The organism is Acinetobacter sp. TG2027, from assembly GCF_000302435.1.
Classification (GTDB): domain Bacteria; phylum Pseudomonadota; class Gammaproteobacteria; order Pseudomonadales; family Moraxellaceae; genus Acinetobacter; species Acinetobacter pittii.
Map to the genome: position 1 here is coordinate 118,268 of NZ_AMJN01000003.1, position 21,037 is coordinate 139,304.

The window sequence follows — 21,037 nt, forward strand, 5'->3', positions numbered from 1 at the left end:
TTTTCGGCTATGTAGCTCAGTTGGTTAGAGCACCGCACTCATAATGCGGGGGTCACAAGTTCAAGTCTCGTCATAGCCACCATTTTATAGACCACGCTCCTGCGTGGTCTTTTTTTATGCTCATTTTTTGATTAAACACAGTTTGTAAAGACCGACTTTATAGTTATGGCATTGCTTGTCTAGATCAATTTCTTCATGTTCTTATAACACTTAACAAGGATGTTGAAGACATGAAAAGGTCATTATTATTTTTAGGAATTTTAAGCTTAACGGCGGGAGTAGAGGCTTCTGCGGCTGATTTAAGTTGGGGAGATCCAACTTTGGAATCGGGACAATTTAAAGTTTCTGGCGCAGTACGTTCTCGTTATTTGCATAAAGATTATGTGGTTGATGCAAATGAAGGTTCTCAAAATGATGACTGGCGATTAACTGATATTAAATTAGTGCTAGGTTATGAAAATCCAGATTGGATTGCAGGGGCAGATGCTCGTTGTTATCAATATGATCGCTTGTGTGATGCGATTTTTCTAAAAAAAGCTTGGGTAGGTTATAAATTATCTGATCAGCAGAGAATCACGGCAGGTTTGCAACCCGTTGATTTTGGCTTTGGTGAATTTTGGGGAAGTAGTTATTACGAAACGCTTTTAAATACCGTTGGTTTAGAAGATATTGATAATCTGGGGATTAAATATAAATTTGCAGATGATAAATACAATTTGACCTTAGGTTTCTATCCAACTGATGGAGGAAACTATAAGGGAACGTCAAAAGACTCAAGTAGATACAGCGGTAATTTCGTTGAAGCTGATGACTTGACGGTAGGAACCAACATTGAAGAAAAAAATATGTGGATCGCGCGGGCCTCTAGAAAATTTGAGCTTGATAAAGCTCAAAAATTTTCGACCGAGTTAGGTGGTTCAGTTTGGTATTCTGATTTAGAAAATAAAAGAACAGACGAAGATGGACACCGCAAGTCATGGAATGTATTTGCTCAAACGCAATATCAAGCATGGCAATGGATGTTCTTAGTAGGTAAGCAAGATGTCACCAATGGTGATAATTTATTGCCAAATAGCTCAACCATTGGAGCATTTGATTACCCGTATCAAGTCGCTAACAAAGGCAAATATCTAGTCAATGAAATTAACTATACCTTTGCTCAGCCATTTCACAAACTTGAAAATATTAAACCTTATATCTCTCATAGCCGCTTCTTTAAAGATGAGAATGGTTATAAAGACTCTGAACGCTTAATTGCAGGGGTTTATTTTAATTACAAAGCCATTGGTATTCAGGGTGAATATATTATGAGTAAGAATGACCCAATGGTAGGTGGTGGGGCAAATGGCCTTGCACAAGGCAGCAGTAATGACTGGGATAAACTGTTTTATCTTTCAATTGGATATTATTTCTAAAATTTAAAAGTAAACGATTGCCCTAAGTGAATAAGCCTCACTTAGGGCTTTTTTTCATAGAAAGACTTTTTCAGGCGGAGGTTCACGTTTGACTGCGGGTGAAATGAGTTGTCCTCGGCTTAAGTTTTGTACATGTTGCAATCGATTAAGTAATTCATTTTGAATGAACAAAATGCAGGTTTGTAATTTAGATGAGCTTTTGAGTCGTGATGGATAAACTGCCCAAACATCTGCATCTTGCCAATATTTGGGCAAAATGTGTTGGAGTTGACCTGTAATTAATTCATCTGCAACATCCCAAATTGATCGGAAAATAATCCCGTGGCCTTCTATGGCAAGTTGATGAATAATTTCGCCGTTATTCGAAACAAAACGTGGTTTGATATGCACTGAGACATCTTCAGAAGCATGCCTAAATTTCCATAGCACAGACGATTGATCACGCTCACTAATCGTCAAACAATCATGTGTTTGCAAATCCTCAATGCTGTCTGGTACACCGTGTTTAAGTAAATAACTCGGTGAAGCGCACAAAATTCGAAAGTTAGACGCCAGCTTCTTCGCAATCATATTCGGTGCAATTTCATTACCAATTCTGATGTCTAAATCAATACTGTGTTGAATCAGGTCTTTAGTATTGTCGATGGTATCAAAATGAATTTGAAGCTTTGGATAAAGCATCATTAATTTAGACAGAATTGGGGCGATATGCTTTCTGCCAAAACCAAAGCTACTAATAATATCCATACGACCCGTGGGTGTACTCAGCGGGTTATTCACTAGTTCACAGACTTCATCAAATTCTTCAAGAATATTTGAAACTCTTTCAAGAATAAGTTTGCCGTCTTCCGTTAGGCTGACATGACGCGTGCTGCGATGAAAAAGTTTGCAGCTTAACGTGTTTTCTAAAATATTAATTCGCTTGCTAATAAAAGCTGGCGAAGTCCCGAGTTCCTCAGCAGATTCGACAAAACTTTTTAGTTTGGCGACTGTGCAAAAAACCTTTAAATCCGATAGGTTAGGTAGATTATTCACGATCCGTGTCCATTGGAGTGATAGTTCTGTTGTTGATCATTTTTGCTTAAAACATCATGTTTAAGCCATACAAGGATATTAGTCGAAGGTGTGAAGGAAGCTTATGGCAAAAAGATATAAAGTTGCCACGATTGCAGGCGATGGCATTGGTTTAGAAGTTCTACCAGAAGGCATTAAGGTTGTAAAGGCAGCAGCAGAAAAGCATGGCATTGAGCTTCAGTTAGATGCTTTCGATTGGGCAAGCTGCGATTACTACCTTGAGCACGGCAAAATGATGCCAGATGACTGGTTTGAAACTTTGCAGGGCTACGATGCAATTTATTTTGGCGCTGTAGGCTGGCCAGATAAAGTGCCGGACCATATTTCGCTTTGGGGTTCGCTGCTCCAGTTCCGTCGTGGTTTTGACCAATATGTGAATTTACGTCCAGTGCGCTTAATGCCGGGTGTTAAATGTCCCTTAGTAGGTAAAAAACCAGGCGATATCGACTTCTACGTGGTCCGTGAAAACAGTGAAGGTGAATATTCAGCCATTGGTGGTAAGGCTTTTGAAGGAACAGATCGAGAGTTTGTTTTACAAGAAGCTGTATTTACGCGTCATGGTGTAGATCGCATTTTGCGTTATGCATTTGAGTTTGCAAATCAACGTGAAGCGAAAAAAATTACAGCAGCGACCAAATCAAATGGTATTGCCGTCAGCATGCCCTATTGGGATGAACGTGTGGATGCGATGGCAAAACAATATCCACAAATTCAGGCCGATAAACAGCACGTTGATATTTTAGCAGCTCGTTTTGTTTTACAACCTGAACGCTTTGATGTGGTTGTTGCATCGAATTTATTTGGCGACATTCTTTCCGATTTAGGCCCTGCATGTACAGGAACTATTGGTTTGGCTGCTTCGGCAAATTTAAACCCAGAAAGAAAATTCCCATCATTGTTTGAACCTGTACATGGTTCGGCACCAGATATTTACGGTAAACAAATTGCCAATCCAATCGCTGCGATTTGGTCAGGTGCAATGATGTTCGAATTCTTTGGCGAAGAAGACGAACGTTGCATTCAAGCAGGTCAGGACATTATGCAGGCGATTGAGCATGTATTAATTAATGGGCCAAAGACAGCCGATATCGGCGGTCAGGCAAAAACTTATGAGGTGGGAGATGCAATTGCATCGTGTGTAGCCCAAATTAAAATGGACGTGTTCGCTATGGAATAACGCCATCCAAAAATGGATGTATGGATATGGATAATCAAAACACAAAAATTTATACGGATAAAGTTCTTGCCGTAACCAGTTTACTGTTTGTATTTATTTCAGTTGCTGGTTTGGCGATTTATTCGCAAGAGTCGATCAAGATTGCTGCAACATGGATGCAGTGGACGACATCGGTATTTACAACCCCAGTATTACTGTTTGCTTTTTTAGCCATTATTTTTACTTTTGGTCTGGCTTTTAGTAAATACGGCAAAATCAAACTCGGTGAAGGAAAGCCTCAATATACCACGATGTCATGGATTTTTATGTTCATCTTGTCAGGTATTGGGTCTTCTACACTGTACTGGGGCTTTTTGGACTGGGCTTACTATTATCAAACACCTGGTTTGAGCTTACCGCCTGAGTCAGCAGAAGCATTGAAATATAGCGTGGCTTACTCGTTTTTTCACTCAGGTTTAAGTGCATGGGCAATTTATGCTTTGGCATCAATTTCTTTGTGCTACAGCTACCATGTGAGAAAAAACAAAGGTTTAAGTTTAGCTTCAGTGATTGAAGCTGTGACAGGCTTTAAATCAACCGGTGTGGTTGGTCGTTTAGTCGACTTAATGTTCTTGCTTTGTATGTTTGGCGCATTGACGATTTCATTGGTACTCACTGCTGTGACATTTACCAATATTTTGTCTCAGCTCACAGGTATCCCAAATACTTTTATGACTAAGGTCATCATTATTTTGGGTGTTTCGGTTCTGTTTGCACTTAGTTCGTATGTAGGTATGGATAAAGGCATGCAACGTTTAAGTCACATGGTGTGTTTAGGCGTGGCGTTATTTGCGATTTATGTACTGTGCTTTGGTCCAACTCAATTCATTTTGAATAATTCATTAATGAGTTTCGGGTTAATGGCAACCAACTTTGTTGATATGAGTCTGTTTACCGACCCAATGGGCGATGGCAAGTTTACTCGTGAATGGACTGTATTTTACTGGTTGTGGTGGATTTCATATGCACCAGGTGTGGCACTCTTTGTAACGCGTGTTTCTAAAGGCCGTACTATTAAAGAAGTGATCTTTGCCATGGTGATTGGCGGTAGTGTTGGTCTTTGGTTTATCTTTGGTGTGTTTGAAAATTACAGCGTTTATAGCTTTATTCATGGGGCTGTAAATGTACCGCAAATTTTAAGTCAACAAGGTGGTGAGGTTGCAATTGGACAATTGCTCAGCCTGTTACCTGCTGGAAAGCTAATGATGTGGATTTTCCTCGGCATTATGGTGGTGTTCTTAGCAGCACATATGGATGCGGTCGGATATGCAGTTTCAGCAACATGTACACGCGGTTTAAGTGAAGGGCAAGATCCATCGCCAAATGCCCGTCTGTTCTGGTGTGTCATGCTGACTTTGGTTCCGATTGCCATGATCTTTAGTAAGGCACCTTTAGACACAATGAAAACAGCAACTATTGTGACGGCTTTACCATTCATCGTGATTATTCTGATTCAGACCTATGGCTTAGTGAAATGGCTCATACAGGATTATGCCAAAGTCCCATCACATTTGATTGAACAACAAGGTTATGATGATGCGGAAATTGGTTTAAACCAGGCTCAAGATGAACATGCAAAACGGATGCAGCTAGAGCTTGCAAGCTCAATCAAACTGGACAGAAAAACCAGCTAGAGGGAACGGTAATGACTACATGTGAACAGACCACTTATGCCTTAAGTGAAGAAATGCAAAGTCTTGTGTACTGGAGCAGCATTTATTCACCAGCAGATGCAGATATTGACTCAGTCCGCGCGGCATATGACGCGATGTGTCGACACTACACTTTGCCTCGTGATGGCAAGATCGAAGTAGAAGATAGAGTTGTTGCAAATGCAGAGCATTCAGTGCCTGTTCGCATCTATTCACCAAAAACTAAACGACCTGAAGCTGGTTGGCCATGTGTATTGTATTTACATGGTGGCGGTTGGATGGTGGGTGGCCTCGATTCACATGAGTTTATTACCAGTTATTTATGTCAGGACCTAAATGCAGTTGTCATTGGTGTGGATTACCGCATGGCACCAGAACATCGCTTTCCAGCAGCTTTTGAAGATTGTTTAGCAGTTTATCAATGGCTTAAAGAGCATGGTTCTGACTGGCAGATTGATATTGAAAATTTCGTTCTAGCAGGCGATAGCGCAGGCGGTAACTTAGCAGCAGCTCTTGCAGTGCATCTACAGCATAGTGGTTTGCAAGCTCAAGGTCTGGCATTGGTTTATCCGTGTTTAACTACAGTGCTTGATACACCAGCCGCACAAAAGCATGCACATGCGCCGTTACTCACAACGGAAGATATGCATTTTTATTTAAAGGAATATGCACCTAACTCTCAAGATTGGCAGGATTTACGTCTAGCGCCTTTATTGGCAACTGATTTTTCAGATATGCCTACAAATTTTGTGGCTGTTGCAGAGTATGACCCTTTAAGTGATGACGGTTATTTCTTTACCCAAAAATTGGAACAAGCAGGAATACCGAGCGAGTTTCATTTAGGCAAAGGTTTATTACATGGCAGTTTACGTCTCATGCGTGATTGTCCTGAAGTTCAACAGTTATATCAAAACATGCTGAGTGCGATACGTCGCATGTTTGGCAGTGTCGAAAAGATATGAATTTAATATCGAGTTATTTGGACGAAAAGAATTTAATGGAGTAATAACATGAGTGCAATTGAAAAATTACCTGAAGATTTTTGCGCAAACCCAGATGTTGCATGGACTTTTCCTAAAGTTTTCTATACTTCATCGCAAGTATTTGAGCATGAGAAAGAAGCAATCTTTGCTAAAAGCTGGATTTGTGTTGCACATGGCAGTGAATTGGCCCAACCGAATGACTATATTACCCGTAAAGTAATTGGTGAAAATATTGTCATCATTCGTGGTAAAGATAGTGTTTTACGTGCGTTTTATAATGTGTGTCCGCACCGTGGTCACGAGCTTTTAAGTGGCAGTGGTAAAGCAAAAAATGTAATTACTTGCCCATATCATGCTTGGACGTTTAAGCTAGACGGTAGCTTAGCTTTGGCACGTAACTGTGACCACGTTGAATCTTTCGATAAAGAAAACTCAAGCATGGTGCCTTTAAAAGTTGAGGAATATGCAGGCTTTGTTTTCATTAATATGGATGAAAATGCGACTTGCGTAGAAGATCAACTTCCGGAATTTGCTGAGCGTTTAAATCAAGCATGTAGCGTAATTAAAGATTTGAAACTGGCAGCACGTTTTGTGACAGAAACTCCAGCAAACTGGAAAGTGATTGTTGATAACTATCTAGAATGTTACCACTGTGGACCAGCGCATCCTGGTTTTGCTGACTCAGTACAAGTTGATAAATATTGGCATACCACACATCAGAACTGGACATTGCAATATGGCTTTGCTCGCTCATCTGAGAAGTCATTCAAGCTTGATCCATCAGTAACAGATCCTGAGTTTCATGGTTTCTGGACTTGGCCTTGCACGATGTTCAACGTACCACCGGGCAGCAATTTCATGACGGTGATCTATGAGTTTCCAGTAGATGCAGAAACGACTTTGCAGCATTACGATATTTACTTCACGAACGAAGAGCTCACTCAAGATCAAAAAGATTTGATTGAATGGTATCGCAATGTATTCCGTCCTGAAGATTTGAACTTGGTAGAAAGTGTACAACGTGGTTTGAAATCACGTGGTTATCGAGGCCAAGGCCGTATTATGACTGATAAGCAACGTTCAGGAATTAGTGAACATGGTATTGCTTACTTCCAACATTTAGTGGCGCAGCATCACAAATAAAACAAATGGATTTATTCAGGTGTAAATATCACTTACACCTGATTCTTCAGTTAGGAAGATGATATGTCGAGTTTACAAAGCACAGAATTATTTCAGCAACAAGCCTATATTAACGGGCAATGGCTAGCTGCACAGTCAAATGCAACAGTTCCAGTGACTAACCCTGCAACAGGCGAAGAAATTGGCACAATTCCGAATATGGGAGTGGCCGAGGCTACGCAAGCGGTTGAGGCTGCCTATACTGCTTTGCAAAGCTGGAAAGCTTTAACTGCCCAAAACCGTGCAGATATTTTATTGGCTTGGTACAAACTGGTTCTCGATCATACCGATGAACTTGCTCTCATTATGACTATTGAACAAGGAAAGCCTTTGGCAGAAGCAAAAAGTGAAGTGCGTTATGCTGCATCCTTTATTCAATGGTTTGCCGAAGAAGGCAAGCGTATTTATGGTGATGTGATTCCAACCGTAAATAACCAGCAGCGCTTTATTATTAGTAAAGAACCTGTGGGGGTTGTGGCTGCTATTACGCCGTGGAATTTCCCAATTGCTATGATTACGCGTAAAGCAGCACCAGCTTTAGCAGCTGGATGTACGATAGTGATTAAGCCAGCAAATGAAACACCTTACTGTGCTTTAGCGATTGCGAAACTTGCCGAAAAAGCAGGTATTCCAGCTGGTGTAATTAATGTTGTTACCGGTAAATCTCAAGAAATTGGTTCTGTATTTACTTCGCATGAAAAAGTGAAGAAATTGACGTTTACTGGCTCAACTCCAGTAGGACGCCTACTGATGCAGCAGTGTTCAAGCACCATTAAAAAATTGGCGCTTGAGTTAGGTGGTAATGCGCCTCTGATTGTGTTTGACGATGCCGATTTAGATAAAGCTGTACAAGGCGCGATTTTTGCCAAGTTCCGTAATGCAGGCCAGACCTGTGTTTGTGCTAACCGCATTTATGTACACGACAATATTTATCAAGCTTTTGCCGAGAAGTTTGTACAAGAAGTACAAAAGTTTAAAGTCGGTAATGGACTTGAAGATGGTGTGCAAATTGGTCCATTAATTAATGAAAAAGCAGTTTTGAAAGCACAGCAGTTGATTGATGATGCAGTGAGCAAAGGCGCTAAAATTGCTTGCGGCGGTAAACAGCATGTTTTAGGGCAAACCTTTTATGAGCCGTCAGTTCTAACGAACGTTGACCGTACAATGGAAATTGTCCAAGAAGAAATTTTTGGTCCAGTTGCGCCGCTTATTCGCTTTACAGATGAAGCAGACGTTGTTTCTCAAGCAAATGACACGATCTTCGGTTTGGCTGCTTATGTATATAGCGAAAATATTTCACGTTTATGGCGAGTGTCAGAACAGCTTGAATATGGAATGGTCGGTATGAATGCAACAGCAATTTCAAATGAAGTTGTACCATTCGGTGGTGTGAAGCAATCAGGTGTTGGGCGTGAAGGCTCAAAGTATGGTCTTGAAGAGTTCATGACCATTAAATACATGTGTTTAGGGCTTTAAGGATAAGCCCTAACAACAAGAATATGCGGTAAAAGAAGGATTCTAATATGGCTAGTCATTATGAAATGTTCCCGGCGGTTGTTACTCATGTGGAGCAGCTAACCCCTTTAATCAAACGGTTTACGTTCAAACGTCAAGATGGGCAGAACTTTCCTCGATTTAGTGGGGGAAGCCATATTATTGTCAAAATGAATGAACAGCTTTCAAATGCATATTCATTGATGAGTTGTACACAAGACCTATCGACTTACCAAGTCTGCGTTCGTAAAGATGTGGAAGGTAAGGGTGGTTCAGTTTTTATGCATGATCAATGCAATGAAGGCTGTGAAATTCAGATTTCAGAACCAAAAAATTTATTTCCATTAGCCGAAACAGGCAATAAACATATTTTAATTGCAGGTGGAATTGGCATTACACCATTCTTGCCTCAAATGGATGAGCTTGCAGCACGTGGTGCTGATTTTGAGCTACATTATGCTTATCGCTCACCTGAACATGCGGCCTTGTTAGATGAGTTAAAGCAGAAACATGCAGAACATGTGTTTAGTTATGTTGACTCAGAAGGCTGCACGCTTAACTTAGATCAACTCATTTCATCACAACCTAAAGGCACACACGTGTATGTCTGTGGGCCGAAATCCATGATTGATGCTGTGATTGATTGCTGTAATAAGCATCGTTATCGCGATGAGTACATTCACTGGGAACAATTCGCTTCAACAGTTCCTGAAGATGGGGAAGCATTTACGGTTGTACTAGCCAAGTCTAATCAGGAAATTGAAGTACAAAGTAATCAGACGATTTTACAAGCTATTGAAACATTAAATATTGATGTGGAATGCTTATGTCGCGAAGGCGTATGCGGTACATGTGAAACTGCTATTTTAGAAGGCGAAGCAGATCACTTTGATCAATACTTAAGTGATGCAGAAAAGGCTTCACAGAAGAGCATGATGATTTGTGTGTCGAGAGCTAAAGGTAAAAAACTAATATTAGATCTTTAATATATTTCTGTGGCCGATCAATTGTTTAAAGCAAAAAAATGCTAAAAAAAGAACAAATAATGATGATCTGAATCTTATTTGTTCAATTGATGGGCATTAAGGGTTTTTACCTATTGACCTGCTATACAGAACTATAGATAATGCGCACACAGTTTACGGCTATGTAGCTCAGTTGGTTAGAGCACCGCACTCATAATGCGGGGGTCACAAGTTCAAGTCTCGTCATAGCCACCATTTTAAAAACCACGCTCCTGCGTGGTTTCTTTTTATCTATTTTTTACTCATTAAAATGTTTTTCAATCATATCGAGTGTTTTTGAGCTTTGATAAAAAGGAGCTAAAAGCGCTTGAAGTAATGGTTCTAAAATACCGTGTTCATTAAAGGCATCCATAACCTTTGGATAAAAACGTAAAGCTTCTGTTTGTAAGTCGCTTTCGGTTAATCCAATCTCACTTAATACTTCAAATAAACTCTGATCTTTATAAAAGTCATAAAAAACTTCGACACCATACAAAATCAGATCTTGCATAAATTGCGATTGGCGTAATTCTTTCCAGTATTCGTAAATTAAAACAAAGAACTCTTCTACATCGAGAGGAGTGAGCTGTTTCATAAATTCATACATTTTTTTATGTCTAATATCTTCCCAAACATGACGTACTAGACTTTCTAAATCTTCACTCGATAAAAGACTTAATTCTGTAAGTTGCTCATGAATAAAACTGGCGATCCAAGTTTCAAGTTTATGCTCGAGGCGTTGTTGTTGTAAAAAAGAGAATTTTTTGAGCTTATGTTGCCATTCAAAATGGTAGTCATCTACTCTAGATGCAGTTAGAAGTTTTGGTAATTTTTGTTCTAGAGTCGAGGTTGCAATATATTGGCAAAGTTGTTGTACAGAAGGACTAGTTCTTAAAAACTGATTGAGATAATGAGGAATATGCTCCATTTCCAAAAATTTGGAAAGCCACATTTCAAACTGGTGATCAGAGACCAAATCTTGTAGCTGAATTGGAGACTTCATCGCAGATAAATAAATACGCTGCGCGATTTCCCCAATAAACTCAAGTAAACCAGCACCTAGCTGCATTTCAAAAGCATAGCGTTTCACAACGGCTTGTAGTTGCTCTAAATCAACAACCTCATGTAGCTTGATTTCGTCAGCATGTTGCATAAACAACTGAATGAACTGCTGGAAATAAATAGGTGAGTTTTCTATAGATAATTGTTTTTTGAAAAATTCCACCTGCTCAAGCAAAAGTGCTTGAGCAAGTGCTGTAGTTTTTGATGAGTTTTTCTGCTCAGTCATTCGCTGTCCAACCGTTGATAATCGGATAACGTCGTTCGCGACTAAATGCACGAGAGGTAATTCTCGGGCCAATCGCACCTTGACGACGTTTGTACTCATTACGATCAACTAAACGGATGACTTTTTCAACAACTTCTTTATCAAAACCTTTGGCAATAATGTCGGCCTGACCTAAATCTTCTTCAATGTATGCGTAAAGGATGGCATCCAATACATCATATGCTGGTAAAGAGTCTTGGTCTTTTTGATCTGGGCGAAGTTCTGCTGAAGGTGGGCGGGTAATCACACGCTCAGGAATCACAGGGGTTTCGCTTAAGCTGTTACGGTATTTTGCTAATTCAAATACGATAGTTTTATAAACATCTTTTAGAACCGCAAAGCCACCAACCATATCGCCATAAAGCGTACAGTAGCCAACTGAAAGTTCAGATTTATTCCCTGTAGCAAGGACTAAATTACCAAACTTGTTTGATAAGCCCATAAGCAATGTGCCACGAGCACGCGCTTGTAAATTTTCTTCAGTTGCGTCAGCTGGTGAATTACCAAAGAAAGGATACAGGGTTTGCATGAAGCTATTTACGATTGAGTGAATTTCAGCAATACCGAAAGTCACCCCCATACGGCGAGCTTGTTCAGCCGCATCTTCTACACTAATTTGAGAAGTGTAAGTATAAGGCATCATTACAGCTTGCACTTTTTCTGCACCGATTGCATCCACAGCAATCGCAAGTGTAAGGGCAGAGTCGATACCACCAGAAAGACCCAGAATCACACCTGGGAAGCCTGAGCGCTCTACATAGTCACGAGTTGCCATGACTAAACCTTGATAGATTTCTGCAAATGTTTCTAATGCAGGAGCAGATTCAGTGACTTTAAATAACTTTGTATCACGGTCAAATTCAGCAATATAAATGTCTTCTTTAAAGCTTGGTGCTTGTAAAGCAATTTCACCATTTTGATTGCTGACAAAACTTGTACCATCAAAAATTAAATCGTCTTGTCCGCCCACTTGGTTAACGTAAACAATATTTAGATGAAGTTGTTTTGCAAGTTCACTTAAGGTCTGTATACGGTGTTGTGGTTTGCCGACTTCATATGGTGATGAGTTGAGTACAAGAACAGTATCAACATTTAATTGGCTCAACTGTTTAACCGTATTAATTGACCAGATATCTTCACAGATTAATACACCAAACTTATGTCCAAGATATTCAAACACCAAATGCTGATGGCCTTTTTGGAAATAGCGTTTTTCATCAAAGACGCCATAGTTTGGTAAATTATGTTTATTAAAAACACCCAAAACTTGACCGTCTTTCATGACAGCAGCAGAATTATAACGTTGACCATCTTCTGTCTGGTTCACAAATCCGAAAACCATAACAATATCTTTAACTTCGGCAAGTTGTGCAAAAGCCTTTTGCATACGTTTATTTAAATTTGGACGTAACAATAGATCTTCAGCTGGATAACCAATAACAGAAAGCTCGGGAAAAATAATCAGGTCAGCGTCTTGTTTTTTCGCCTGATTTACTTGCTCAATCATCTTTTGGGTGTTTGAGTCAATATTGCCAATATGCGGAGAAAACTGAGCAAGGGCAACTTTAAAACTTTTCATTCAAACCTAATCCTAGATCATAACGAATATAGATACACACAGTGTTGATTTTTATGGATATAATTTTTCAACGATGTGTATGATACGATAGTAAACAATTAAAATAGTAAACAAAAATGTCAAGATCAATAATATATACCAATCCCATATTTTCTGCGTAAAAATAACGAGATTTTCTGTATAGAATAGAAACAGGCTTCATTATTTTTATTGTTTGTATACTGCCTTATCACAAGCTAATTTGGAATAAGTCTGTTCTATTTTTTTCAATAATTTGAATTGAATAAGCGCACTTTTATAGTTTAGATAAGTATTTCTGATTTATAAGAATTCTCATTTACATTACGCAAAAAATGTTACGTTCAAAGCGAGATTGATTATTTAGTTACAAATGAAGTTGAGGTGAACAGATAATATTTGGGATTTTTCCAGAGCAAATATCGCGCGCAATTTCGCCTTGCTGTTCAATATTATACGTACTAAATGCCTTGTCAGGGTGGTAGGTATATTTGTAGGGATTGTAACTTTTAAAGCTGAGATAATAGGCTGATTGTAATAAAGCGCCTTTAAGTAGTACATGAATGCCTTTTTGATATTGCATGACGTGGGTGAGTTCGTGAATAAAAATACCCTGCATAAACTTAGACTCTAGAGCGTAATTTTCGCTGTAATCAGCAGTATTGACATAAATATTCCCATTTGGGGCCATGAAAATACCGCAACTCTGCCAAGGGAGGTAGCGTGTAGCAATAATTTTAGGCCGTTCACAATCAAGCATGTCGCCGAAAACCATTTGTGCTAATAATTTTTCGTGAGCAGTCAGATGTCTAATCGGATAGTTTTTTAAGTGACGGAAAATAAAAAGTGTAAGAAGAATAAATGGTGTATGAATTAAGCGTTTAAGGGCATTAAAAGTTAGCATAGCTTTGCCATTAAATGAGTTCATCTATTTCTTTAGCATAATATAGATTAGGTATTGCTAAATAAAGAGGTAGGGTATTGATTAATTTTATAGTTCTGTTTTGAAAAATATAATTGTTTGAATAGATTGTGCATTTTATTAGGATGAATAAAAGAATTCTTTGATAAGAAAAGTAAAAGCCCCAGTTAAAACTGAGGCTTTACAACAACTAAAATCACAACAGCAAATAAAATTAAGGTTGGCATTTCATTAAAAAAGCGCCAGAACTTATGTGATTTATAGTGAGCATTTCCGATGAGCTTTTTACGATAATAGCCACATACCAAATGATAAATCACTAATAAAGCCACTAATCCAACTTTGAGGTAAAACCAAGTCGCTTGATGGTAATGTCGAGTTGCATCACCCCACTCTACAAGGAAATGGGCGGTAATTAATGTAGCAATCATCGAAGGCCACATAATTCCACGATACAACTTGCGTTCCATTACCTCAAAGCGTTGATGACTTGCAGCATCTTCACTCATAGCATGATAAACATATAGACGTGGTAAGTAGAACAAAGCAGCGAACCAGCAAACCACGGCAATAATATGTAATGCTTTTACCCACAAAAAAGCATCAGAAGGTGCATCCATCGATAATCCTAGGTGGGATTATGCATCCCACTTCTTGAAAATAAGGCAAGCGTTAACACCGCCAAAGCCAAAACTGTTACTCATTACAGTATTCAATTTTGAATCACGTTTTTCAAGTACGATATCGAAAGGTTTTGCGCCTTCATCAAGTTCAGTCACGTTGATGTTTGGTGCAATAAAGTCATTTTGCATCATTAGCACAGAGTAAATAGCCTCCTGTACACCAGCCGCACCCAAGCTATGACCTGTCATAGATTTGGTTGAGCTAAGAGGAGGTACGTTACCTTCACCAAATGCACGTTCCATTGCTTTAAGTTCTGTAATGTCACCAGCTGGAGTAGAAGTACCATGTGTATTTACATAGTCAATTTTCTCTACGCCATGTTGCTTAGCTTCTTCAAGTGCCATTAATACACAACGTGTAGCACCTTCACCACTTGGAGCAACCATGTCCGCGCCATCACTGTTCGCAGCATAACCTACTACTTCAGCTAAAATGTTCGCACCACGTGCTTGCGCGTGCTCAAGTGATTCAAGTACTACGAAACCACCACCGCCAGCAATAACGAAGCCGTCACGGTCTGCTGAATATGGGCGAGATGCTGTTTCTGGAGTGTCGTTATATTTCGAGCAAAGTGCGCCCATTGCATCAAACAATAAACTTTGAGACCAGTGATCTTCTTCACCGCCACCAGCAAGCATAAGGTCTTGTTTGCCAAGTTGAATTAAGTTGTACGCATAACCAATTGCATCTGCAGAAGTTGCGCAAGCACTTGTAATAGTATGTGAAATACCTTGTAGCTTAAATGCAACACCTACGTTTGCAGTAATGGTGTTTGACATGTTACGTGGTACAAAGAATGGACCCACTTTACGTGCGCCTTTAGTCTCTAATAATTCTGTCATTTCAACAACAGAAGCAGTTGAGCCACCACCTGAACCACCTGCAATACCATAACGTGGATTACCAGCAAGTTGTTCAGGAGTAAGGCCTGCATGTTCAACTGCAGCTACAGCAGCGTTGTATGCATACATCGCACATACGCCCATGAAGCGTTTTAATTTACGGTCGATATTATCAAAGTCTTGTTCTGCAGCAGCGCTGACATGACTTTTAAAATTGAGTTCAGCATAAGTTGGGTTAAAACGTGTCCCGGAGATTCCATTTTGAAGTGAATGAGTAACTGCTTCTAAAGAGTTACCGATACATGAGTTAATACCCATACCAGTGATTACAACACGTTTCATCTACAGGTCCCTTTATGGTGATATTTAAGAGTCTATCGTGTTCAACAGCTATGAAAATGAATAGGAGAATATAGCTGTAAGAAAACGGGACTCATGTTTTTCGTTGTTAACATGATAGCAGAAAGGATTTTTATTTCTTATGGCAAATCTTTATGACAATTTTACATTTAAAAAAAATAACCAAATACATAGTATGTTGCATTTAGGGTTAACTAAAATACACACATTCAAGTTGAGATAAATCCACATTCCACCTAGTATTTATCTCTAATTAGATAAATTAAAAAATCGAGGTACTTGATGACAAAATTTAATAATAATCAATCTGACAATTTGTTTTCTCAGGTCTTCGGAGTGGCTAAAAAGCTCAGTTCTACAGGATTGAGTATCTTGCAACAGAACCAATCAGGTGACGTCAGTAAGGTAATTGAACCAATCCCAACTGGAAAAACTGTTGAAGGTAGATCGAGAACAAAAAGCCCATTTGAAGTTGAGCAATATGAAAGTCCTCAACAAATGCTAAGAGAACATTTACCAAAAGTCACACGTCAGGTATTTGGTCGACATTTTAAAAAAGTAAATGGTGTTGCTACATTTCTTTCGCCAGATTGGGATGAAAAAATCTCAGGCCATTTATTTAATTGGTTAAATGACTTTAGTTCAAAAAGTACCTTAACTGAAAAAATCCTAGAAGAAGCGGGTGCTAAAGATTTATTTGAATTAACTAAAGATACAGGTCGTTCTCAACGTCTAAGTCAGGCGCTTATAGAACAAAACAAGCTCATTGCGACTGTACAAGGTGCAATTACAGGTGTATCAGGTGTCGTTGGTGCAGCTGTAGATATTCCAGTTTCATTAGTTTTGGTTTTAAGAACTATTTACCAGACAGGAAGGTCACATGGCTTTGATCTACTGGAGGTAGCAGACCAAGATGTTGTTGAGTTTATTTTTAAAGAAGTTGACATTAGCTTGATTGCAGAGAAACAAACTCTCTTGTTGGCTTTAAAAACATTGCGAAATATGTTGGAAACTCAAGATATTCATCAATTTCAGCAAGTATTAGGTTCAACCACAGATATAGATACTTTAAAGAACTGGTTAACAGATGAGGAAGGGGAGTTTAAATGGGAATGGTTAAATCGTATTCCTAAACTTTCAGCTTTTGGTAAGTTTACTCCAGTTGCAGGCGCTGTTTTAAGTGCAGTATATAGCTGGAAATTACAAGAAGATGTAGGACATAAAGCTCAGGCAATTTTTGGAGCTGCAAGACATTATTTAAACGAACATCCAAGTGAGCATTTATCTCCACTACAGGCTTATTATGCTGCGGTTACACTCATTCAAAAAGCAAGCCCAAGACTTTTAAATGTAGGCGAAGATGGCAATATTCATGCTGCTCATCATCATAAAGTAGAAAATCACGAGGTAATCTCGAAAGTATCTATTGTGTTAAAACCTACAGAAAGCGAAAAAAGTGAAGAGAAAGTTCAGGAAAATGTTCATAAGGGCTTAGAAAAACTTGCTGACAAACATGTGACAGAACATGAGCATACTGAACAAAAGCCTGCTCTAACTCCGGAGGATGATGACGAGATATTAGAAGATAAAAAATACTCTTAACAATACGCTTACAAAGTGAAGGTTTAAAAAGTAGAAATAACCTCTATTTAAATTTGTAAATCGTGCTGTCAAACATTGATATGGTCAACATTTGGTAAGTATTGCCGTGTTGACCATTTTTGCATCTTGGCTTACAATTATGTGCCCTTAAAAAGAGGTATTTTCTTTTTAAGGTTTTTTAATAACGGGAGAATTGCCATATGGCAACAACGAATCAGTTGATCCGTAAGGGTCGTACGACTTTGGTTGAAAAATCCAAAGTTCCTGCGTTGAAGGCTTGTCCACAACGTCGTGGTGTTTGTACACGTGTTTATACAACTACACCTAAAAAACCTAACTCAGCTATGCGTAAGGTTTGCCGTGTTCGCTTAACTTCAGGTTTTGAAGTATCTAGCTACATCGGTGGTGAAGGCCATAACTTACAAGAGCACAGTGTTGTTCTTATCCGTGGTGGTCGTGTTAAAGACTTACCGGGTGTACGTTACCATACCGTTCGTGGTTCATTAGACTGTGCTGGTGTTAAAGATCGTAATCAATCACGTTCTAAATACGGTACTAAGCGTCCTAAGAAGTAATTCTAGGAAACTAGTCGAATAAGCCCTTTAGCGTTTCGCTTGTTTGAATTCTTCATAGATTTGTAATTCAAGCGACGTATAGTAAGGCCAGCGTCGTGTACATGACACTTGTACAAACTGCTGGATCATCCTGAAGTGTCATATTATTAGGTGTATTAAAATGCCAAGACGTCGCGTAGTCGCTGCTCGTGAGATCCTTCCAGATCCAAAATTTAGCAGCCAAACAATCGCTAAATTCATGAACCACGTAATGCAAGATGGTAAAAAATCTATTGCAGAAAGTATCGTTTACGGTGCTTTAGAACGCGTTCAAGAAAAAAACAAAGTAGACCCAGTTGAATTTTTCGAGACTACTCTTGAAAAAGTTCGTCCTATGGTTGAAGTAAAAGCACGCCGTGTTGGTGGTGCTACTTATCAAGTACCTATGGAAGTACGCCCATCCCGTCGTACTGCCTTAGCTATGCGTTGGTTAGTAGATGCTGCTGCTAAGCGTTCTGAAAAAACGATGGCTTTACGTCTTGCTGGTGAGTTGCTTGATGCAGCTGAAGGTAAAGGTGCAGCAATCAAAAAACGTGAAGATGTGCACCGTATGGCTGAAGCTAACAAAGCCTTCTCTCACTACCGTTTCTAAGCGGATAAAACAGGCCTTATTCAGGAGAATATTCATGCGTACAGCAGCTCGATTCAACATTGCTCTCTATCAAAGTGGGGGCTTTGCAGGTATTTAAGTTGCCTGTTTGGATATTCGCGCGCATCAATTTAATTGGTGCGTCCTGTTTTAAATATAACATTTAGGAATGTAGACATCATGGCTCGCCAAACCCCAATTACTCGTTACCGTAACATCGGTATTTCTGCGCACATTGACGCAGGTAAAACAACTACAACTGAACGTATTTTGTTCTACACAGGTGTATCTCACAAAATTGGTGAAGTACACGACGGTGCAGCAACAATGGACTGGATGGAACAAGAGCAAGAGCGTGGTATTACAATTACCTCTGCTGCTACGACTTGTTTCTGGTCTGGTATGGGTAACCAATTCGAACAACACCGTATCAACGTAATTGACACCCCGGGACACGTAGACTTCACAATCGAAGTTGAACGTTCTATGCGTGTTCTTGACGGTGCGTGCATGGTTTACTGTGCTGTAGGTGGTGTACAACCTCAGTCTGAAACTGTATGGCGTCAAGCGAACAAATATAAAGTGCCTCGTTTAGCATTCGTGAACAAGATGGACCGTACTGGTGCAAACTTCTTCCGTGCTGTTGAGCAAGTTAAAACTCGTTTAGGTGGTAATCCTGTTCCTATCGTTGTGCCAATTGGTGCTGAAGATACATTCCAGGGTGTTGTTGACCTTATCGAAATGAAAGCGATTATCTGGGATGAAGCATCTCAAGGTATGAAGTTTGAATATGCTGATATCCCAGCTGACCTAGTTGATACGTCTAACGAATGGCGTACAAAAATGGTTGAAGCTGCGGCTGAAGCTTCTGAAGAATTAATGGACAAGTACCTAGAAGAAGGTGATCTTTCTAAAGAAGACATCATCGCTGGTTTACGTGCTCGTACATTAGCTTCTGAAATTCAAGTAATGCTTTGTGGTTCTGCGTTCAAGAACAAAGGTGTTCAACGTATGTTGGATGCTGTAATTGAATTCTTACCATCACCTACAGAAGTTAAAGCGATCGAAGGTATCCTTGACGACAAAGACGAAACTAAAGCGTCTCGTGAAGCATCTGACGAAGCTCCGTTCTCTGCGCTTGCGTTCAAAATCATGAACGACAAATTCGTAGGTAACTTAACATTCGTACGTGTTTACTCTGGTGTTCTTAAACAAGGTGATCCGGTTTATAACCCAGTTAAAGCTAAGCGTGAACGTATCGGTCGTATCGTGCAAATGCATGCGAACGAACGTCAAGATCTTGATGAAATCCGTGCAGGTGATATCGCAGCGTGTGTAGGTCTTAAAGACGTTACAACTGGTGATACATTATGTGATGAGAAAAACATCATTACTCTTGAGCGTATGGAATTCCCAGAGCCAGTAATTTCATTGGCTGTTGAACCAAAAACTAAAGCAGACCAAGAAAAAATGTCTATCGCTTTAGGTCGTTTGGCTAAAGAAGATCCATCGTTCCGTGTTCGTACAGACGAAGAATCTGGTCAAACAATTATTGCTGGTATGGGTGAACTTCACCTTGACATCATTGTTGACCGTATGAAGCGTGAATTCGGTGTTGAAGCTAACATTGGTAAACCAATGGTTGCTTACCGTGAAACGATCAAAAAGTCTGTTGAACAAGAAGGTAAGTTCGTACGTCAAACTGGTGGTAAAGGTAAGTTTGGTCACGTATATGTACGTCTTGAACCGCTTGATGTTGAAGAAGCTGGTAAAGAATACCAATTCGTTGAAGAAGTTGTTGGTGGTGTAGTACCTAAAGAATTCTTTGGCGCGGTTGACAAAGGTATTCAAGAACGTATGAAGAATGGTGTATTGGCTGGTTACCCTGTTGTTGGTATTAAAGCGACATTATTCGACGGTTCTTACCATGACGTCGACTCTGACGAATTATCGTTCAAAATGGCAGGTTCTTATGCCTTCCGTGATGGTTTCATGAAAGCGGATCCTATCCTTCTTGAACCTATCATGAAAGTTGAAGTAGAAACTCCAGAAGACTACATGGGCGATATCATGGGTGACTTAAACCGTCGTCGTGGTATGGTTCAAGGTATGGACGATCTTCCTGGTGGAACAAAAGCAATTCGTGCAGAAGTTCCTCTTGCTGAGATGTTTGGTTACGCGACTCAAATGCGTTCTATGTCTCAAGGTCGTGCGACTTACTCTATGGAATTTGCTAAATATGCTGAAACTCCACGTAACGTGGCTGAAGGCATCATCGCTAAATTCCAAGCTGGCGGTAAAAAAGGTGACGACGAGTAATCTTTCGATTACTATAAGCCCAAACTAATTTCTTAGTTAAAAACCAAGTGCTCATGGGGTGACCCTCCATGAGTAGTTTATAAAGGAAGATCATCATGGCTAAAGCCAAGTTTGAACGTAATAAGCCACACGTAAACGTGGGCACAATCGGTCACGTTGAC

At 39.6% G+C, this 21,037-nt stretch carries 17 protein-coding genes, 2 tRNA genes and 1 pseudogene; 14 read left to right on the plus strand and 6 right to left on the minus strand.

The window, feature by feature from the left end:
* Positions 1-5: 5 nt before the first annotated feature.
* Both B806_RS0101765 and B806_RS0101770 read left to right on the plus strand, forming a co-directional pair.
* Positions 6-82, plus strand: a tRNA-Met gene (locus tag B806_RS0101765).
* 148 nt (positions 83-230) lie between these two features.
* Complete coding sequence (locus B806_RS0101770; RefSeq protein WP_017387247.1) at positions 231-1,415, plus strand: porin; 1,185 nt, start codon at positions 231-233, stop codon at positions 1,413-1,415.
* A gap of 54 nt (positions 1,416-1,469) precedes the next feature.
* On the opposite strand, the gene B806_RS0101775 is transcribed toward B806_RS0101770, so the two are convergent.
* Entirely contained in the window at positions 1,470-2,450 is a 981-nt protein-coding gene (locus B806_RS0101775; RefSeq protein ID WP_017387248.1) for a LysR family transcriptional regulator, read from the minus strand.
* A gap of 103 nt (positions 2,451-2,553) precedes the next feature.
* On the opposite strand from B806_RS0101775, the gene B806_RS0101780 reads away from it, so the two are divergent.
* The 7 genes from B806_RS0101780 to B806_RS0101810 all read left to right on the plus strand — a co-directional run bounded on the left by B806_RS0101780 (position 2,554) and on the right by B806_RS0101810 (position 10,236).
* Entirely contained in the window at positions 2,554-3,666 is a 1,113-nt protein-coding gene (locus tag B806_RS0101780; protein ID WP_017387249.1) for a tartrate dehydrogenase, read from the plus strand.
* A gap of 20 nt (positions 3,667-3,686) precedes the next feature.
* Positions 3,687-5,339 carry a BCCT family carnitine transporter gene (locus tag B806_RS0101785; protein WP_079381126.1) on the plus strand — a complete coding sequence of 551 codons (1,653 nt, stop codon included), beginning with the start codon at positions 3,687-3,689 and terminating at the stop codon, positions 5,337-5,339.
* Between the two features lie 11 nt (positions 5,340-5,350).
* Positions 5,351-6,319, plus strand: coding sequence for an alpha/beta hydrolase (locus B806_RS0101790; RefSeq protein WP_017402532.1), 969 nt, complete (start codon positions 5,351-5,353; stop codon positions 6,317-6,319).
* A gap of 48 nt (positions 6,320-6,367) precedes the next feature.
* Positions 6,368-7,483: a carnitine monooxygenase subunit alpha gene (cntA, locus tag B806_RS0101795; RefSeq protein ID WP_017402533.1), complete on the plus strand. Its 1,116-nt coding sequence runs from the start codon at positions 6,368-6,370 to the stop codon at positions 7,481-7,483.
* Between the two features lie 63 nt (positions 7,484-7,546).
* Positions 7,547-8,998 (plus strand): NAD-dependent succinate-semialdehyde dehydrogenase, encoded by a 1,452-nt coding sequence (locus B806_RS0101800; protein WP_017402534.1) that lies wholly within the window; start codon positions 7,547-7,549, stop codon positions 8,996-8,998.
* A gap of 47 nt (positions 8,999-9,045) precedes the next feature.
* Complete coding sequence (gene cntB / locus B806_RS0101805) at positions 9,046-10,002, plus strand: carnitine monooxygenase, reductase subunit CntB (protein WP_017402535.1); 957 nt, start codon at positions 9,046-9,048, stop codon at positions 10,000-10,002.
* Positions 10,003-10,159: 157 nt separating this feature from the next.
* Positions 10,160-10,236, plus strand: a tRNA-Met gene (locus B806_RS0101810).
* A gap of 43 nt (positions 10,237-10,279) precedes the next feature.
* On the opposite strand, the gene B806_RS0101815 is transcribed toward B806_RS0101810, so the two are convergent.
* The 5 genes from B806_RS0101815 to B806_RS0101835 all read right to left on the minus strand — a co-directional run bounded on the left by B806_RS0101815 (position 10,280) and on the right by B806_RS0101835 (position 15,734).
* A complete protein-coding gene (locus B806_RS0101815) occupies positions 10,280-11,308 on the minus strand; it encodes a hypothetical protein (protein ID WP_002120422.1) in 1,029 nt (342 codons plus the stop codon).
* A complete protein-coding gene (locus B806_RS0101820) occupies positions 11,301-12,926 on the minus strand; it encodes an NAD+ synthase (protein ID WP_017387253.1) in 1,626 nt (541 codons plus the stop codon). The genes B806_RS0101815 and B806_RS0101820 overlap by 8 nt, the downstream gene beginning before the upstream one ends.
* 385 nt (positions 12,927-13,311) lie before the next feature.
* Positions 13,312-13,872: a hypothetical protein gene (locus B806_RS0101825; protein ID WP_017387254.1), complete on the minus strand. Its 561-nt coding sequence runs from the start codon at positions 13,870-13,872 to the stop codon at positions 13,312-13,314.
* Positions 13,873-14,033: 161 nt separating this feature from the next.
* A complete protein-coding gene (gene hemJ / locus B806_RS0101830; RefSeq protein ID WP_002120291.1) occupies positions 14,034-14,486 on the minus strand; it encodes a protoporphyrinogen oxidase HemJ in 453 nt (150 codons plus the stop codon).
* Between the two features lie 18 nt (positions 14,487-14,504).
* On the minus strand, positions 14,505-15,734 hold the full coding sequence (locus B806_RS0101835) for a beta-ketoacyl synthase N-terminal-like domain-containing protein (RefSeq protein ID WP_017387255.1): 1,230 nt from the start codon (positions 15,732-15,734) through the stop codon (positions 14,505-14,507).
* 300 nt (positions 15,735-16,034) lie between these two features.
* Here B806_RS0101835 and B806_RS0101840 point away from each other — a divergent pair, with 300 nt between their 5' ends.
* From B806_RS0101840 to B806_RS19095, 5 genes and pseudogenes are all read left to right on the plus strand, one after another.
* Complete coding sequence (locus tag B806_RS0101840) at positions 16,035-17,354, plus strand: EcsC family protein (RefSeq protein WP_002120376.1); 1,320 nt, start codon at positions 16,035-16,037, stop codon at positions 17,352-17,354.
* Positions 17,355-17,554: 200 nt separating this feature from the next.
* A complete protein-coding gene (gene rpsL / locus B806_RS0101845) occupies positions 17,555-17,929 on the plus strand; it encodes a 30S ribosomal protein S12 (protein WP_002050319.1) in 375 nt (124 codons plus the stop codon).
* A 160-nt stretch (positions 17,930-18,089) separates the two neighbouring features.
* Entirely contained in the window at positions 18,090-18,560 is a 471-nt protein-coding gene (rpsG, locus tag B806_RS0101850; RefSeq protein WP_001138055.1) for a 30S ribosomal protein S7, read from the plus strand.
* A gap of 177 nt (positions 18,561-18,737) precedes the next feature.
* Positions 18,738-20,876, plus strand: coding sequence for an elongation factor G (gene fusA, locus B806_RS0101855; RefSeq protein WP_002120436.1), 2,139 nt, complete (start codon positions 18,738-18,740; stop codon positions 20,874-20,876).
* A 95-nt stretch (positions 20,877-20,971) separates the two neighbouring features.
* Positions 20,972-21,037, plus strand: a pseudogene (locus B806_RS19095) (elongation factor Tu); the annotation flags it as partial.

What these genes read in the sequence shown, in the direction of transcription:
- fusA (WP_002120436.1), top strand. Translation starts at nt 18,738, where the DNA reads ATGGCTCGCCAAACCCCAATTACTCGTTACCGTAACATCGGTATTTCT.
- B806_RS0101820 (WP_017387253.1), bottom strand. Translation starts at nt 12,926, where the DNA reads ATGAAAAGTTTTAAAGTTGCCCTTGCTCAGTTTTCTCCGCATATTGGC.
- hemJ (WP_002120291.1), bottom strand. Translation starts at nt 14,486, where the DNA reads ATGGATGCACCTTCTGATGCTTTTTTGTGGGTAAAAGCATTACATATT.
- rpsG (WP_001138055.1), top strand. Translation starts at nt 18,090, where the DNA reads ATGCCAAGACGTCGCGTAGTCGCTGCTCGTGAGATCCTTCCAGATCCA.
- B806_RS0101840 (WP_002120376.1), top strand. Translation starts at nt 16,035, where the DNA reads ATGACAAAATTTAATAATAATCAATCTGACAATTTGTTTTCTCAGGTC.
- B806_RS0101790 (WP_017402532.1), top strand. Translation starts at nt 5,351, where the DNA reads ATGACTACATGTGAACAGACCACTTATGCCTTAAGTGAAGAAATGCAA.
- B806_RS0101800 (WP_017402534.1), top strand. Translation starts at nt 7,547, where the DNA reads ATGTCGAGTTTACAAAGCACAGAATTATTTCAGCAACAAGCCTATATT.
- B806_RS0101770 (WP_017387247.1), top strand. Translation starts at nt 231, where the DNA reads ATGAAAAGGTCATTATTATTTTTAGGAATTTTAAGCTTAACGGCGGGA.
- B806_RS0101815 (WP_002120422.1), bottom strand. Translation starts at nt 11,308, where the DNA reads ATGACTGAGCAGAAAAACTCATCAAAAACTACAGCACTTGCTCAAGCA.
- B806_RS0101785 (WP_079381126.1), top strand. Translation starts at nt 3,687, where the DNA reads ATGGATATGGATAATCAAAACACAAAAATTTATACGGATAAAGTTCTT.
- cntB (WP_017402535.1), top strand. Translation starts at nt 9,046, where the DNA reads ATGGCTAGTCATTATGAAATGTTCCCGGCGGTTGTTACTCATGTGGAG.
- B806_RS0101835 (WP_017387255.1), bottom strand. Translation starts at nt 15,734, where the DNA reads ATGAAACGTGTTGTAATCACTGGTATGGGTATTAACTCATGTATCGGT.
- B806_RS0101780 (WP_017387249.1), top strand. Translation starts at nt 2,554, where the DNA reads ATGGCAAAAAGATATAAAGTTGCCACGATTGCAGGCGATGGCATTGGT.
- rpsL (WP_002050319.1), top strand. Translation starts at nt 17,555, where the DNA reads ATGGCAACAACGAATCAGTTGATCCGTAAGGGTCGTACGACTTTGGTT.
- B806_RS0101825 (WP_017387254.1), bottom strand. Translation starts at nt 13,872, where the DNA reads ATGAACTCATTTAATGGCAAAGCTATGCTAACTTTTAATGCCCTTAAA.
- cntA (WP_017402533.1), top strand. Translation starts at nt 6,368, where the DNA reads ATGAGTGCAATTGAAAAATTACCTGAAGATTTTTGCGCAAACCCAGAT.